A 13,241-nucleotide genomic window follows, 5' to 3' on the forward strand; every position below is an offset into this window, starting at 1 on the left:
GGAGACAAAAAAGCAATTCCAATCCTTGATACACTTAAAGAAAGAGACATTAAGAATGCAACCTTTTTCCTTTCTGCTGCATGGGCAGAAAGACACCCTGATGTTGTCGAACGCATCATAAAAGATGGACATGAAATCGGTAGTATGGGTTATAATTACACGTCCTACACTTCTCTAGAGACAAATGAAATACGAAGAGATCTTTTGCGGGCACAAGATGTTTTTACAAAACTCGGTGTGAAACAAATCAAATTATTGCGTCCACCTAGTGGAGACTTTAACAAAGCAACACTTAAAATAGCAGAATCACTTGGATACACTGTCGTTCATTGGAGTAATAACTCAAACGACTGGAAAAACCCTGGTGTAAACAATATCGTTTCCACCGTCTCTCATAATTTAAAAGGTGGAGATATCGTCTTATTACATGCATCCGATTCTGCCCTTCAAACAAATAAAGCTTTACCACTGCTCCTGCAAAAATTAAAGAGCGACGGATATGAGCAAATATCCGTATCACAACTTATTTCCAACACAAATACGAAAAGTGAAGATGTACAGTAATTCTTCCATCGTGCCTTCACACATAAAAAGCTCTACTACCTTTCCTTAAGGTAGTAGAGCTTTTTTCATCCCGATATTTTCATTCATACAACTACCTCTGCGTAAAAACTCAAAAAATCTCTCTTAGTTAAGCAGACTTACTCGTCTGTCCAATTAAACGATGTAATATAAGTAACTGATATGCATTACATAATAAAAGTGGTATCACCATTAAATATAACCAGTCTGTATCATTAATACGGAGGGCTGGTACCCACTCAAGAATCGTTACAACAACCATAAAGAATAGAGCGGGCACAAATGCCTTTCTATTCGTTTCTTTACTTTTTATGTAAGCAACAATCGCCCCAAACACAAATAGCACACCAGCAACAAGTATGTTATTCCCTAATGAAACTTCCCCATTTGCAATCAGTACGGATCTTAAATACACGAAATCAAATAAAACAAATGCAATAAAGAAGAGCTGGACTGCATTCCATAAAGAAGACGATCGGAACATACCTAGTCCAAAACGGTGGATTGTTAAATAGGCAAAGAACCCCATTTGACTTATAACACTAAAAATAAATCCTACACCCATCAACCAGAAAGAAACTGCTAGAATTTCCTTTCCGTCGAAATTTTGAAAAAATTTAACGTACTTGTCCCACTCCAAAACAAAGCCAATAATGACCGTACTAATCCCACCAAGAAACAACGTCGTAAAAAATAGTCGTACCCACTTGCGGCTATTCACAACACATCCCCCATTATCCTTATATTTCTAATTAAATTGTATCAATGACAATTTCAAAAAGCTAGCCATGTTCATGTATAAATTCCTTAAAGATATTTATATTAAAAAGAGAGAACTGTGCTGAAAGGAGTTCCAACTTATGAAACGGATGCTGCTCGTTTTGACTTCTTCTTTTCTATTTCTTGTACTTGTAGCATGTGCACAAGGAAAAGAAGCAAAGTCCGAACTTGATTATGATCAAACGAAGAAAATGATTGTTGATATTTTAAAAACCGACCAAGGTAAGAAGGCCATTCAAGATGTATTAACTGATGAAAAAATGAAACAAGCACTCATACTAGATGAAACAGTAGTAAAGAAAACGATTGAAGATGCAATGGTATCCGACAAAGGGCAACAATTCTGGGAAAAGCTCTTTAAAGACCCTGAGTTCTCATCGAAATTCGCTAAAAGTATGGGGAAAGAACAAACAACCTTAATGAAAACATTACTGAAAGACCCTGAATACCAATCCGGTGTTATAGAAATTATGAAAAACCCTGAAGTAGAAAAAATGATGTTACAAACAATGAAGAGCAAAGAATACCGTCAATATTTACAACAAGTACTCACAGAAACTGCTGAAAGCCCACTCTTCCAAGCTAAGATGATTGATATTATTAGTAAAGGTGTACAAAAAGCGGAAAAAAGTGGATCTGATAAAAAAGAAGCAGGCGGTGAAGGTGGTTCCCAAGACGGTAAAAAGGAACAGCAATAAAAATAATAACGATAATAATGAGTGGACAATATATATGTATCGTCCACTCATTATTATTTTATTTTTGTGCAACAGCTGTTTTATCAATTACTGTCTCAGCTATCGTGCGATAAATAAGCCCCGTTGTATGTGTATCTTCATATACTGAGGGCGCAAAGTCTTCTTTATTCCAATCAGGTTGTTGAAGCGGGATTCGGCCAAGTACTTCTGTTTGAAGTTCTGTAGCTAATTTATCTCCTCCACCTCTTCCAAACACATATTCTTTTTCACCAGTTGTTTTACTTTCAAAATACGCCATATTTTCAACAACACCAAGAATACTATGTTCTGTACGTAGAGCCATGGCTCCAGCACGTGCTGCTACAAATGCCGCCGTTGGATGCGGCGTCGTTACAATAATCTCTTTACAAGCCGGCAACATCGAATGTAAGTCTAGCGCAACATCACCTGTACCCGGTGGTAAATCTAAAACTAAATAGTCTAAATCGCCCCACTCTACTTCTGTAAAGAAGTGATTTAACATTTTCCCAAGCATAGGCCCTCTCCAAATAACCGGTGCATTATCTTCTACAAAGAACCCCATTGAGATTACCTTTACACCTAGACGCTCCACTGGAATAATTTTATCGCCTCTTACAACAGGACGTTTTTCTATCCCCATCATATCCGGTACGCTAAAACCATAAATATCGGCATCAATAATACCAACCTTTTTTCCTAGACGAGCTAGAGCAATAGCAAGGTTAACAGAAACTGTTGATTTTCCGACTCCACCTTTTCCACTCGCCACTGCTAAAAATGTCGTTTTTGAATTTGGTGACAATAAAGATTCATTTTGCTCTTCTTCCTGTTCTGGTGCAAACTGAGCTAATTCTTCTTCTGTAAATTCCGCAAAGCGAAGCCCTACTGTTGCTGCTCCTAGTTCTTTTACTAACTTTACAATTCCAGATTGCAATTGCATTTGTTCCGCTGTACCGGTTTTTACGATTGCAATTTTAACACTTACATGTTCCTTCTCAGGCTTAACTGTTACCTCTTTAATTGCACCTGTTTCTTTTAACGTTTTATGTAAAAACGGATCTACAATCCCTTCTAACGCTTCCACTACTTGCTCTTTCGTTACCATAGTTAGCCCAGCCCCCTGTATGAAAAATAACGTAATGTTAATTAAATTTTTCTCTCTTTATTTTCGAAATAAATGCGTTTACATTTACAGTATAACATATTTTCGGAAAACTTCGTTAACGAGAGAAACTCAAAAAATCCTCCTTATTCTGGAGGATTTCCTTTTTCCGTGAAATAACGTAATATACCACGATATACTGCAGCCGCTACCTTTTGCTGATATTTCTCCGAATTTAACATATACCTTTCATTTACATTCGATAAAAAGCCAGCTTCAATCAGAGCACCTGGTGTTTTCGCATACTTTAATAAATACACATGAGAAATTGTTTTAGCGGAACGATTCGTATTCTCTAAACTTGTTCTCAATTCAGCTTGTATAAATTTCGCAGCACGTTCATTTTCAACCGAAGATCGGTAGTAGAACGTTTGTGCGCCTTTCGATCCACTACTAGTTAAAGCATTTAAATGAATACTCGCAAAAAAGTCTACATCAGGTTTATTAATAATCTCTACACGCTTTTTTAAATCCTCTGCTTTACGTCTACTATATGATTTTGTATCTTTCTGAGCTAAATCATAATCTCCCTCACGTGTTAAAATAACTAGTGCACCTTGTTCTTGTAAATAATCTTGTACCTTCTTTGTAATCTCCAGCGTAATATCTTTTTCTATAATATCTTTTCCACCAACAGCCCCTCCGTCTGGCCCACCATGCCCAGCATCTAATACAATCACTTTCCCTGATAAGGGTAAATTCCAAGCTCGCCACGATTTTGTAATTTGAAATTCTTGTTTGACTAAAAAAAACAAAACAACCGCAGCGAGTGCAAAAGAGATAATTCGGATTCTCTTCATACCTTTCCTCCTCCAGCTAGTCCCTCTAATTACTTATATGGGACAAGAGGAAAGTTTATGCTTGTCTTAATGAAGCTTTAATCGATATCTTCTTTCACCTTTTTCATATCCTTCCTGCCACCATAAGCCAATAAACTGCTGGCAAGATTCAAAAAGTAATTCCTCATCTTGTAACTTAATTTCCCGCATAGTCATGCTCGTTAAAAATTGAAATAGTGTTTCCGTTAATTGTTGCTCTTCTTCTAAGGCTCTATATTTCACATCAAAGAACGATTCGCCATAATAACCAAATTTACTATATCTCGCTCCTAATAAATACGATTCTATCCCTAATTCAATACAGTAATCTTCATACTGACGATGAAGTTCCTGCATCTGAAAGGCATCCCGAATATTTGAGCGCAATGTTTTTAATGATAATTCTCGCAGCATCTTCCGTTCATATTTCAACTGCTTTTCTTTTTGCTTTTCTTGTAAGCTGACAATGACATTCATAGTACTTATAAACCTCCCTAATACGTATTAGTCTAAACTTCTAAAGAAGAAGCATACGCGAGAGAATAGCACTAAAATATTCCAAACTACAAAAATTTCAAAAGAGGAATGAAACATAAAAAAACCCCAACCAAAATGGTTGGGGTTTGTAGTTCGCAAAAATTAACGTTTTGAGAACTGAGGTGCACGACGTGCGCCTTTAAGACCGTATTTTTTACGCTCTTTCATACGTGCGTCACGAGTTAATAGACCTGCACGTTTTAGTGTTAGACGGTATTCTGGATCAGCTTTTAATAAAGCGCGAGAAATACCGTGACGAATAGCACCAGCTTGACCAGTGTATCCACCACCATTTACGTTTACAAGTACATCGTAGTTACCTAAAGTTTCTGTTGCAACTAGAGGTTGTTTCACTACTTCACGTAATGCAGCAAATGGGATATAGTTTTCAAAATCACGACCGTTAATGATAACGCGTCCTTCGCCTGGAACTAGGCGTACGCGCGCTACTGAACTCTTACGACGTCCAGTGCCATAGTATTGAACCTGTGCCAAAGTAAGCCCTCCTTTAATTAATTATCCGCGAAGTTCGTAAACTTCTGGTTTTTGTGCTTGGTGTGGATGCTCTGCTCCAGCATACACGTTTAATTTCTTAGATACTTGACGTCCTAAACGTCCTTTTGGAAGCATCCCTTTAATTGCAAGCTCTAACATTTGTACAGGGTAGTTTGTACGCATTTCTAGAGCTGTTCTTTGCTTAAGTCCACCTGGGTGGTTAGTGTGACGGTAGTAAATTTTATCGTTTAATTTATTACCTGTTAAATGAATTTTCTCAGCGTTAATAATAATTACATGATCACCCGTGTCAACGTGTGGTGTAAATGTAGGTTTGTTTTTACCACGTAAAATGGATGCTACTTCAGTAGATAGGCGACCTAAAGTTTGACCTTCAGCATCAACCACATACCATTTACGCTCAACTTCGTTAGCTTTTGCCATAAAAGTCGTACGCATGTGTTTCCCTCCTCGTTATCTTTTCCATAGAAAAAATCTATTGTTTATCTTAAACACGATTTCCTTCCGGGGCTAATCGTGGTTTTAGAAACAATACCATATGTTATGATATACTTTTGAGTTTCTAATGTCAAGCAAATGTTACACCAGGATTAGTTGTTATAGTTTACCTGCCATAAGTAAAGTCCATGACCTGGAGCCATCTTTCCAGCAAACTGACGATTTTGTTTCGCTAAAATCTCTGGAATGCTATCAGGATCAAGCTTTCCTTGCCCTACGCTAAGTAACGTACCAACAATAATTCTGACCATATTATATAAAAATCCATTACCTACAAAACGAAAAATTAATTCATCGTCTTGCTCAATTAACTCAATTTCATAAATTGTTCGCACTTTATCTTTTTTGTCAGTTTTTGCCGAACAAAAAGAAGTGAAATCATGCGTTCCAATAAAATAAGGAATCGCTTTTTTTATAGAGCTTATTTCGAGCGGATATGGATATTGATATACGTAATTTCTACGGAATACATCCGCAGTCTTCGATAATAATACACGATAACGATATTCTTTTCTCTCAACACCGTAACGTGCATGAAATTCTTCTGTTTTTTTCTCCACCTGTCCGATAACAATATCATCTGGCAACATTGTATTTAAAGCATTACCCCATTGCCACTCTTCAAGAGACAAAGGTGTATCAAAGTGTATTACTTGTCCTTTTGCATGAACGGTGGAATCCGTTCTGCCCGATGCCTGAACACGAACAAGTTCTCCTTTATGCAATTTCTGCAATGCTTTCTCTATCTCTTGTTGAACAGTACGATGCTGCGGCTGAATTTGATAACCACAAAAATGCATGCCATCATATGCAACCGTACATTTTATTCTTTCCATCTTTCCATTCTCCATTACAATCGCACCCATGCCAAAATACAAGCTAAACAAAGTAAGCTTATAATCGTTACTGTATCACTTGTTTTCCAGCGTAGTTGCCTAAATTTAGTACGTCCTTCACCACTTTTATATCCACGTGCTTCCATCGCAATCGCTAAATCCTCTGCACGCTTAAATGCACTGATAAATAGCGGAACGAGTAGCGAGATAATAGCTTTCATCCTATCTTTTATCGGTCCCCCAGCGAAATCAATACCGCGTGATGCTTGTGCTTTCATAATTTTACTCGTTTCATCCATTAATGTTGGGATAAATCGAAGAGAAATTGACATCATTAGTGCGATTTCATGCACAGGGACTTTTATACGCTTCAATGGCTTTAATAACGTCTCCAAACCATCTGTAATTTCAATAGGTGTCGTCGTTAACGTTAATAATGTCGTCATTAAAATAATAACGAAGAATCGTATAGAAATGTATATCCCTTGCTCTAATCCTTTTTCATGTATCGAAAACCAACCAAGCTGGAATAGTACATCCCCCTCTTTATTTGTAAAAATATGCAGGAAAAATGTAAAAAGAAAAATCCATAAAATTGGTTTTAAGCCCGAAAGTACATAACGAATCGGCACTTTTGCAAAAAATAAAGCAATGAGTGCATATAAAAATAAAAATCCATATGAAATCGCATTATTTGCCAAGAAAACAACAAATACATATAAAAAGACAATCAGCAGCTTCGTACGTGGATCAAGTTGATGAATAAGAGAATTCCCTGGAATATACCTTCCAATAATCAACTGCTGCATGATTCATGACCACCTTTTCGTAACACCTGCAAAACTTCATGAGTAAGATCCTCTAAAGATAAGGTAGCCTTTGGGATTGAAATGCCAAACTTCTCTTCAATTGCACGTTTATACTTTAAAGACATAGGAAGATCCACACCAATTTTCTCTAGTTCATCAGCATGTGAAAATACTTCCTCTGCACTTCCTTGCAAAAAGACCGTTCCTTTATGCATGACTACAATCTGCTCCGCATACTTAGCAGCATCCTCCATATTATGCGTTACTAGAATAACTGTAAGACTTTTCTCCTTATGTAGCTTATAAAACATCTCCATAAGTTCATTCTGCCCTTTTGGATCTAATCCTGCTGTAGGTTCATCTAATACAAGCACTTCTGGTTCCATCGCCAATACGCCCGCTATCGCAACACGCCTCATTTGCCCACCACTTAACTCAAATGGTGAACGTGTTAACAGTTCTGGTTCTAACCCCACAAGTTCAATTGCCTCTCTTGCCTTTTGCTTCGCTTCTTCTACAGATATCCCAAAATTAGTAGGGCCGAAACAAATATCTTTCTCCACAGTCTCTTCAAACAACTGATGTTCTGGGAATTGAAAGACAACCCCTACCTTTTTACGTAGTGGCTTTAGCTTTTTTTCTTTCTTTCCTGCCGAAATGAAATGTTCACCAATTTGAACTGTGCCATTTGTCGGCTGCAATAAACCATTTAAATGTTGAATCATCGTCGACTTACCTGAACCAGTATGACCGATAATGGCATAATAGCCCCCACTTGGAAACGACACGTCTACATCATAAAGTGCGCGTCTTTCAAATGGAGTTTTATATTGATAACGATGTTCTACTTTTTGGAATGTAATCTCCAAAGTTCGTTCACCAAGCTTTCCATTGTAAGATGCGTATTTTGCAAGAGAATTTCATTTCTTTTTAATAATTCTGCTATTTTCACAGAAAATGGTACATCTAATCCAATTTCTTGGAGCATATGAGAGGACTTGAAAATTTGCTCTGGAATCCCTTCCTCTAATATCTCTCCCTTATTTAAAATAATGACACGGTCTGATTGTGCCGCTTCTTCTAAATCGTGCGTAATTGATAACACGGTAATACCTTTTTGATTAACAAGTTGTCTAACCGTTTCTACTACTTCACGTCTCCCTTGAGGATCTAACATTGACGTTGCTTCATCTAATATCAAAATAGATGGCTGAAGTGCTAAAACGCCTGCTATTGCCACTCGCTGCTTTTGCCCACCAGATAACGAATGAGGTTCATCATTAAGAAAATCTTCCATACGGACAAGTTTGAGGGCCTGATCTAATCTTTCTATCATTTGCTCTCTTGGCATTCCGATATTCTCTAAGCCAAAAACAACATCGTCTTGCACTGTCGTTCCAACAAATTGATTGTCTGGATTTTGAAATACCATCCCAATTTGTTTTCGAACATCCCATACCGTCTCCTCTGATAAAACCATTGTATCATTTACTGTAATAGTCCCTGCTTCTGGCAAAAACAAACCATTCAATAATTTTGCAAGTGTAGACTTCCCTGAACCGTTTTGTCCAATAACAGATACCCATTCTCCCTCATACAAGGAAAATGAAACATCTTTTAATGCATAATTGGCTGCCCCAGGATATTGAAATGATATATTTTCTGTCCGAAGTTTCTCTTTTTTCAATACAAGGCACCCTTTCCTTTGCCAAGTTAGCCTATTTTTATATTTAAAAAAAAGGGCCATGACCAGTTTCTTGAAAAGAACTGTCCTGCCCTTTTAATTATCATTATACTAACTCGATAATTACCATTGGTGCTGCGTCTCCGCGACGTGGACCAATTTTTGCAATACGAGTGTATCCGCCTTGGCGCTCAGCATAGCGTGGAGCTACATCAGCGAATAATTTTTGAAGTGCATCTTGACCAGTCTCAGCGTTAGCTACTTCATTGCGAATGAAAGCTGCTGCTTGACGACGAGCATGAAGATCTCCGCGTTTACCTAAAGTGATCATTTTTTCCACTACAGAACGAAGTTCTTTTGCACGAGTTTCTGTCGTTTGGATGCGCTCGTTGATAATTAAATCAGTAGCTAAATCACGTAACATAGCTTTACGTTGCGCACTTGTACGGCCTAATTTTCTGTATGCCATTCGTAGTTCCCTCCTTTGTTGATGGGTTTAAATCCTCAGTCGTCTTTACGTAAACCTAAACCTAATTCCTCAAGTTTATGTTTAACTTCTTCTAAGGATTTACGTCCTAAGTTACGAACTTTCATCATATCTTCTTCTGTTTTGTTCGCAAGCTCTTGTACAGTATTAATTCCTGCACGTTTTAGGCAATTATAAGAACGAACAGAAAGATCTAGTTCTTCGATAGTCATCTCAAGAACTTTCTCTTTTTGATCTTCTTCCTTCTCGACCATAATCTCAGCATTTTGTGCTTCATCAGTTAAACCAACAAAGATATTTAAATGCTCAGTTAAGATTTTGGCACCTAAAGAGATAGCTTCTTTTGGCCCGATGCTTCCATCCGTCCATACATCAAGCGTAAGCTTATCATAATTAGCCACTTGTCCGACACGTGTCTTTTCCACTTGGTAAGTTACACGTGATACTGGAGTATAAATAGAATCAATAGGAATTACTCCTATTGGTTGATCTTCGCTTTTATTTGCATCAGCTGGCGTATACCCACGGCCACGCTTTGCAGTTAAACGCATGCGGAAATGCGCATTTTTTGCTAACGTTGCAATGTGTAAATCTGGATTTAAGATTTCTACATCACTATCGTGAGTAATATCAGCAGCTGTGACAATACCTTCGCCCTGTACATCAATTTCCAACGTCTTCTCTTCTTCAGAGTAGATTTTAAGAGCTAACTTTTTCAAGTTTAAGATGATCGTCGTAACGTCTTCTACTACGCCCTCAACTGTTGAAAATTCATGTAATACGCCATCGATTTGGATGGCAGTAACAGCGGCACCAGGGAGTGAGGATAAAAGAATACGACGTAAGGAGTTACCCAAAGTAGTACCATATCCACGCTCAAGCGGTTCAATTACGAATTTACCATATTTAGCATCTTCGTTAAGTTCAACCGTTTCGATTTTCGGCTTTTCGATTTCAATCATTAACTAAACCCTCCTTCAAAACGTCGAAACCCCGGTTAAACAAAGGGATACCCCCTGTCTAACCGAAAGTCCCCCTTAGGCAGTTCCCGATTGTGCACAACAAGCGATGTTTCTGTACGAAATTTCTCGATAATGCATCATATCCATTATAGACAAAAGGGAAAATTCTATACAGAAAAATTACACACGACGACGTTTTGGTGGACGACATCCATTATGAGGAACTGGAGTAACATCTCTAATTGCTGTTACTTCTAGACCTGCAGCTTGAAGAGCACGAATTGCAGCTTCACGACCAGCACCAGGACCTTTAACAGTAACCTCTAAAGTTTTTAAACCGTGCTCCATTGCAACTTTAGCAGCAGCTTCAGCAGCCATTTGCGCAGCGAATGGAGTAGACTTACGAGATCCACGGAAACCAAGTGCACCAGCACTAGACCAAGAAAGTGCGTTACCATGAGTATCTGTAAGTGTTACGATTGTGTTGTTGAAAGTAGAACGAATATGAGCTATACCAGCTTCAATATTCTTTTTCACACGTTTTTTACGAGTGTTTGTTTTACGTGCCATTGTTAGTTCAACCTCCTTTACTTATTATTTCTTTTTATTTGCTACTGTACGACGTGGACCTTTACGTGTACGAGCATTGTTTTTAGAGTTTTGACCACGAACTGGTAAACCACGACGGTGACGAAGACCACGGTAAGAACCGATCTCCATTAGACGTTTAATGTTAAGAGATACTTCACGACGAAGGTCTCCCTCAACTTTAATACGATCGATGATATCACGGATACGTCCTAGTTCGTCTTCCGTTAAATCACGAACTCGTGTTTCTGAAGAAATACCAGCTTCAGTAAGAATTTTTTCAGCAGTTGTGCGACCAATGCCGAATACGTAAGTTAAAGAAATAACAACGCGTTTGTCTCGAGGAATATCTACACCTGCGATACGTGCCATTCTGAATGCACCTCCTTCTGATTAACCTTGTTTTTGTTTATGTTTAGGGTTTTCACAAATAACCATTACTTTTCCACGTCTACGAATAACTTTACATTTTTCGCAGATTGGTTTAACTGACGGTCTTACTTTCATGTCTCGAACCTCCTTAAAGATTACGGAGTGCTATATTATTTAAAACGGTACGTAATACGACCACGATTTAAATCGTACGGAGATAATTCTACCGTAACTTTGTCTCCTGGTAAAATACGAATGAAGTTCATACGGATTTTACCAGAAACGTGAGCCAATACGACATGCCCATTCTCTAATTCTACTTTGAACATAGCATTTGGCAACGTTTCAAGAACGGTACCTTCGACTTCAATTACATCATCTTTAGCCATTCAATAGTTCTCCCTTCTTCAAATCAGTAACATTTTACACTGCTCTGAAATCCCGGAGAGCCAGCTACTTATAAAGTGGTAAGGATTTCGTATCCTGCTTCTGTAAGAGCAATCGTGTGCTCAAAGTGGGCACACCATTTACCATCTACCGTTACCACTGTCCAGTCATCAGATAGTGTTTTTACATATCGTCTTCCTTGATTCACCATCGGCTCAACACAGATGACCATTCCCGGCTTTAATCTAGGGCCTCTATTTGGTGGACCATAGTGCGGGATTTGAGGGTCCTCATGTAAGTCTTGCCCGATTCCGTGACCAACATACTCCCTAACGATCGAGAACCCATTCTCTTCAGCATGGGTTTGAACCGCATGTGAGATATTTGATAATCTTTCGCCTGGTTTTACTTGTTCTAGACCAAGATACAACGATTTTTCTGTGACATCAAGTAGCTTTTGAACAGATTCAGAAATGTTTCCAACTGGATACGTCCATGCAGAATCTCCATGGTACCCATTGTATTTCGCACCAATATCGATACTGATGATATCGCCCTCTTCGAGCTTGCGCTTCCCTGGAATTCCGTGTACAAGCTCTTCATTTACAGAAGCACATATGCTCCCCGGAAATCCGTTGTATCCTTTAAAAGATGGCGTAGCACCATATTTTCGAATCGTCTTTTCCGCTATTTGATCGAGCTCTTTCGTTGTAATTCCTGGAGTAATATGCTGTTTCAACTCTTGATGAGTTAAAGCAACGATCCTGCCAGCTTCTCGCATGATTTCTATCTCGCGAGGAGTTTTGCAGATGATCATTACGCTAAGCCTCCGATGAGAACATCGATATCAGCAAATACTTTATTGATATCTTGCTCACCATTAATGCTTTGTAAGTAACCAAGCTCCTCGTAGAAATCAAGCAAAGGTTTTGTTTGCTTAATATTTACATCTAAACGATTTGCCACAGTTTCTTCATTGTCATCAGAGCGTTGATATAATTCGCCACCACATTTATCGCACACATCAGCTTTTGCTGGTGGATTGAATTCTAAGTGGTAAGTCGCACCGCACTCTTTACAAATGCGACGGCCTGTAAGGCGTTTTAATAACAACCCTGAATCCACATTAATGTTTAAAACATAGTCGATTTTTTTACCAAGATCTTTCATAATCTCTTCAAGAGCTGATGCTTGTGCAACAGTTCGTGGGAAACCGTCTAGTAAGAAACCTCTTACGCAGTCTTCTTGACTTAAACGTTCACGAACGATTCCGATTGTAACTTCATCTGGAACAAGCGCACCTTTATCAATAAAAGATTTTGCTTGTAGACCCATTTCAGTTTCAGCCTTCATAGCTGCACGGAACATATCTCCTGTTGAAATGTGAGGGATGTTATACTTGGCAACAATCTGTTCGGCTTGTGTACCTTTACCAGCACCAGGAAGCCCCATTAAAATTAAGTTCATCCTTGTTCCCCCTCAGAGTACATGAGCATGTAGGGAA

Annotated in this window: 20 protein-coding genes (1 of these 20 cut by a window edge); 2 read left to right on the plus strand and 18 right to left on the minus strand. The window is 38.4% G+C overall.

The genetic code is table 11. From position 1 onward, the window contains the following. On the plus strand, positions 1 to 564 hold the 3' portion of the coding sequence (gene pdaB, locus QCI44_RS27480) for a polysaccharide deacetylase family sporulation protein PdaB (protein WP_016089663.1). It extends 201 nt beyond the left edge of the window; the window shows 564 of its 765 coding nt (coding positions 202-765); the start codon falls outside the window, past its left edge; its stop codon occupies positions 562 to 564. A 127-nt stretch (positions 565 to 691) separates the two neighbouring features. On the opposite strand, the gene kbaA is transcribed toward pdaB, so the two are convergent. Next, positions 692 to 1,303: a KinB signaling pathway activation protein KbaA gene (gene kbaA / locus QCI44_RS27485; protein WP_088083151.1), complete on the minus strand. Its 612-nt coding sequence runs from the start codon at positions 1,301 to 1,303 to the stop codon at positions 692 to 694. A 139-nt stretch (positions 1,304 to 1,442) separates the two neighbouring features. Here kbaA and gerD point away from each other — a divergent pair, with 139 nt between their 5' ends. Further along, complete coding sequence (gene gerD / locus QCI44_RS27490) at positions 1,443 to 2,060, plus strand: spore germination protein GerD (protein ID WP_016089665.1); 618 nt, start codon at positions 1,443 to 1,445, stop codon at positions 2,058 to 2,060. A 58-nt stretch (positions 2,061 to 2,118) separates the two neighbouring features. Here the strand turns inward: gerD and QCI44_RS27495 are convergent, their stop codons facing one another. The 17 genes from QCI44_RS27495 to QCI44_RS27575 all read right to left on the minus strand — a co-directional run bounded on the left by QCI44_RS27495 (position 2,119) and on the right by QCI44_RS27575 (position 13,204). Then, complete coding sequence (locus QCI44_RS27495) at positions 2,119 to 3,186, minus strand: Mrp/NBP35 family ATP-binding protein (protein WP_016089666.1); 1,068 nt, start codon at positions 3,184 to 3,186, stop codon at positions 2,119 to 2,121. Positions 3,187 to 3,329: 143 nt separating this feature from the next. Continuing rightward, positions 3,330 to 4,043: an N-acetylmuramoyl-L-alanine amidase CwlD gene (gene cwlD, locus QCI44_RS27500; protein ID WP_000822446.1), complete on the minus strand. Its 714-nt coding sequence runs from the start codon at positions 4,041 to 4,043 to the stop codon at positions 3,330 to 3,332. A 66-nt stretch (positions 4,044 to 4,109) separates the two neighbouring features. Continuing rightward, positions 4,110 to 4,538 carry a YbaK family protein gene (locus tag QCI44_RS27505; RefSeq protein WP_001101006.1) on the minus strand — a complete coding sequence of 143 codons (429 nt, stop codon included), beginning with the start codon at positions 4,536 to 4,538 and terminating at the stop codon, positions 4,110 to 4,112. Positions 4,539 to 4,700: 162 nt separating this feature from the next. Further along, complete coding sequence (rpsI, locus tag QCI44_RS27510) at positions 4,701 to 5,093, minus strand: 30S ribosomal protein S9 (protein WP_000079986.1); 393 nt, start codon at positions 5,091 to 5,093, stop codon at positions 4,701 to 4,703. 21 nt (positions 5,094 to 5,114) lie between these two features. Beyond that, positions 5,115 to 5,552, minus strand: a complete 438-nt coding sequence (gene rplM / locus QCI44_RS27515; RefSeq protein ID WP_001260795.1) for a 50S ribosomal protein L13 — start codon at positions 5,550 to 5,552, stop codon at positions 5,115 to 5,117. A 152-nt stretch (positions 5,553 to 5,704) separates the two neighbouring features. After that, a complete protein-coding gene (truA, locus tag QCI44_RS27520; protein ID WP_016089667.1) occupies positions 5,705 to 6,448 on the minus strand; it encodes a tRNA pseudouridine(38-40) synthase TruA in 744 nt (247 codons plus the stop codon). Positions 6,449 to 6,462: 14 nt separating this feature from the next. After that, complete coding sequence (locus tag QCI44_RS27525; RefSeq protein WP_016089668.1) at positions 6,463 to 7,257, minus strand: energy-coupling factor transporter transmembrane component T family protein; 795 nt, start codon at positions 7,255 to 7,257, stop codon at positions 6,463 to 6,465. Then, positions 7,245 to 8,126, minus strand: coding sequence for an energy-coupling factor ABC transporter ATP-binding protein (locus QCI44_RS27530; RefSeq protein ID WP_016089669.1), 882 nt, complete (start codon positions 8,124 to 8,126; stop codon positions 7,245 to 7,247). Before QCI44_RS27530 ends, QCI44_RS27525 begins: the two co-directional genes overlap by 13 nt. Next, positions 8,102 to 8,944, minus strand: coding sequence for an energy-coupling factor ABC transporter ATP-binding protein (locus tag QCI44_RS27535; protein WP_016089670.1), 843 nt, complete (start codon positions 8,942 to 8,944; stop codon positions 8,102 to 8,104). Before QCI44_RS27535 ends, QCI44_RS27530 begins: the two co-directional genes overlap by 25 nt. A gap of 103 nt (positions 8,945 to 9,047) precedes the next feature. Beyond that, positions 9,048 to 9,410: a 50S ribosomal protein L17 gene (gene rplQ / locus QCI44_RS27540; protein WP_000331490.1), complete on the minus strand. Its 363-nt coding sequence runs from the start codon at positions 9,408 to 9,410 to the stop codon at positions 9,048 to 9,050. Between the two features lie 35 nt (positions 9,411 to 9,445). Then, positions 9,446 to 10,390 (minus strand): DNA-directed RNA polymerase subunit alpha, encoded by a 945-nt coding sequence (locus QCI44_RS27545; protein ID WP_000569644.1) that lies wholly within the window; start codon positions 10,388 to 10,390, stop codon positions 9,446 to 9,448. Positions 10,391 to 10,570: 180 nt separating this feature from the next. Continuing rightward, a complete protein-coding gene (rpsK, locus tag QCI44_RS27550; RefSeq protein WP_000101797.1) occupies positions 10,571 to 10,960 on the minus strand; it encodes a 30S ribosomal protein S11 in 390 nt (129 codons plus the stop codon). Positions 10,961 to 10,984: 24 nt separating this feature from the next. After that, the gene (rpsM, locus tag QCI44_RS27555; RefSeq protein ID WP_000090790.1) at positions 10,985 to 11,350 is read right to left on the minus strand and encodes a 30S ribosomal protein S13; all 366 of its coding nucleotides are present in this window, start codon (positions 11,348 to 11,350) and stop codon (positions 10,985 to 10,987) included. Between the two features lie 21 nt (positions 11,351 to 11,371). Then, positions 11,372 to 11,485, minus strand: a complete 114-nt coding sequence (gene rpmJ, locus QCI44_RS27560) for a 50S ribosomal protein L36 (protein WP_000868344.1) — start codon at positions 11,483 to 11,485, stop codon at positions 11,372 to 11,374. Positions 11,486 to 11,520: 35 nt separating this feature from the next. Then, entirely contained in the window at positions 11,521 to 11,739 is a 219-nt protein-coding gene (gene infA, locus QCI44_RS27565; protein ID WP_001029884.1) for a translation initiation factor IF-1, read from the minus strand. Positions 11,740 to 11,807: 68 nt separating this feature from the next. Then, the gene (gene map, locus QCI44_RS27570; RefSeq protein ID WP_000582542.1) at positions 11,808 to 12,554 is read right to left on the minus strand and encodes a type I methionyl aminopeptidase; all 747 of its coding nucleotides are present in this window, start codon (positions 12,552 to 12,554) and stop codon (positions 11,808 to 11,810) included. After that, the gene (locus QCI44_RS27575) at positions 12,554 to 13,204 is read right to left on the minus strand and encodes an adenylate kinase (protein WP_001048996.1); all 651 of its coding nucleotides are present in this window, start codon (positions 13,202 to 13,204) and stop codon (positions 12,554 to 12,556) included. Before QCI44_RS27575 ends, map begins: the two co-directional genes overlap by 1 nt. Positions 13,205 to 13,241: the final 37 nt, after the last annotated feature.

The organism is Bacillus cereus group sp. RP37 (assembly GCF_040459695.1).
Taxonomy (GTDB): Bacteria; Bacillota; Bacilli; order Bacillales; family Bacillaceae_G; genus Bacillus_A.

Excerpts from the sequence above, each read along its gene's own strand:
- rplQ (WP_000331490.1), bottom strand. The coding sequence starts at position 9,410 with ATGGCATACAGAAAATTAGGCCGTACAAGTGCGCAACGTAAAGCTATG.
- rplM (WP_001260795.1), bottom strand. The coding sequence starts at position 5,552 with ATGCGTACGACTTTTATGGCAAAAGCTAACGAAGTTGAGCGTAAATGG.
- QCI44_RS27525 (WP_016089668.1), bottom strand. The coding sequence starts at position 7,257 with ATGCAGCAGTTGATTATTGGAAGGTATATTCCAGGGAATTCTCTTATT.
- QCI44_RS27545 (WP_000569644.1), bottom strand. The coding sequence starts at position 10,390 with ATGATTGAAATCGAAAAGCCGAAAATCGAAACGGTTGAACTTAACGAA.
- rpsM (WP_000090790.1), bottom strand. The coding sequence starts at position 11,350 with ATGGCACGTATCGCAGGTGTAGATATTCCTCGAGACAAACGCGTTGTT.
- QCI44_RS27575 (WP_001048996.1), bottom strand. The coding sequence starts at position 13,204 with ATGAACTTAATTTTAATGGGGCTTCCTGGTGCTGGTAAAGGTACACAA.
- map (WP_000582542.1), bottom strand. The coding sequence starts at position 12,554 with ATGATCATCTGCAAAACTCCTCGCGAGATAGAAATCATGCGAGAAGCT.
- infA (WP_001029884.1), bottom strand. The coding sequence starts at position 11,739 with ATGGCTAAAGATGATGTAATTGAAGTCGAAGGTACCGTTCTTGAAACG.
- truA (WP_016089667.1), bottom strand. The coding sequence starts at position 6,448 with ATGGAAAGAATAAAATGTACGGTTGCATATGATGGCATGCATTTTTGT.
- QCI44_RS27495 (WP_016089666.1), bottom strand. The coding sequence starts at position 3,186 with ATGGTAACGAAAGAGCAAGTAGTGGAAGCGTTAGAAGGGATTGTAGAT.
- rpmJ (WP_000868344.1), bottom strand. The coding sequence starts at position 11,485 with ATGAAAGTAAGACCGTCAGTTAAACCAATCTGCGAAAAATGTAAAGTT.
- rpsK (WP_000101797.1), bottom strand. The coding sequence starts at position 10,960 with ATGGCACGTAAAACAAACACTCGTAAAAAACGTGTGAAAAAGAATATT.
- QCI44_RS27505 (WP_001101006.1), bottom strand. The coding sequence starts at position 4,538 with ATGAATGTCATTGTCAGCTTACAAGAAAAGCAAAAAGAAAAGCAGTTG.
- gerD (WP_016089665.1), top strand. The coding sequence starts at position 1,443 with ATGAAACGGATGCTGCTCGTTTTGACTTCTTCTTTTCTATTTCTTGTA.
- cwlD (WP_000822446.1), bottom strand. The coding sequence starts at position 4,043 with ATGAAGAGAATCCGAATTATCTCTTTTGCACTCGCTGCGGTTGTTTTG.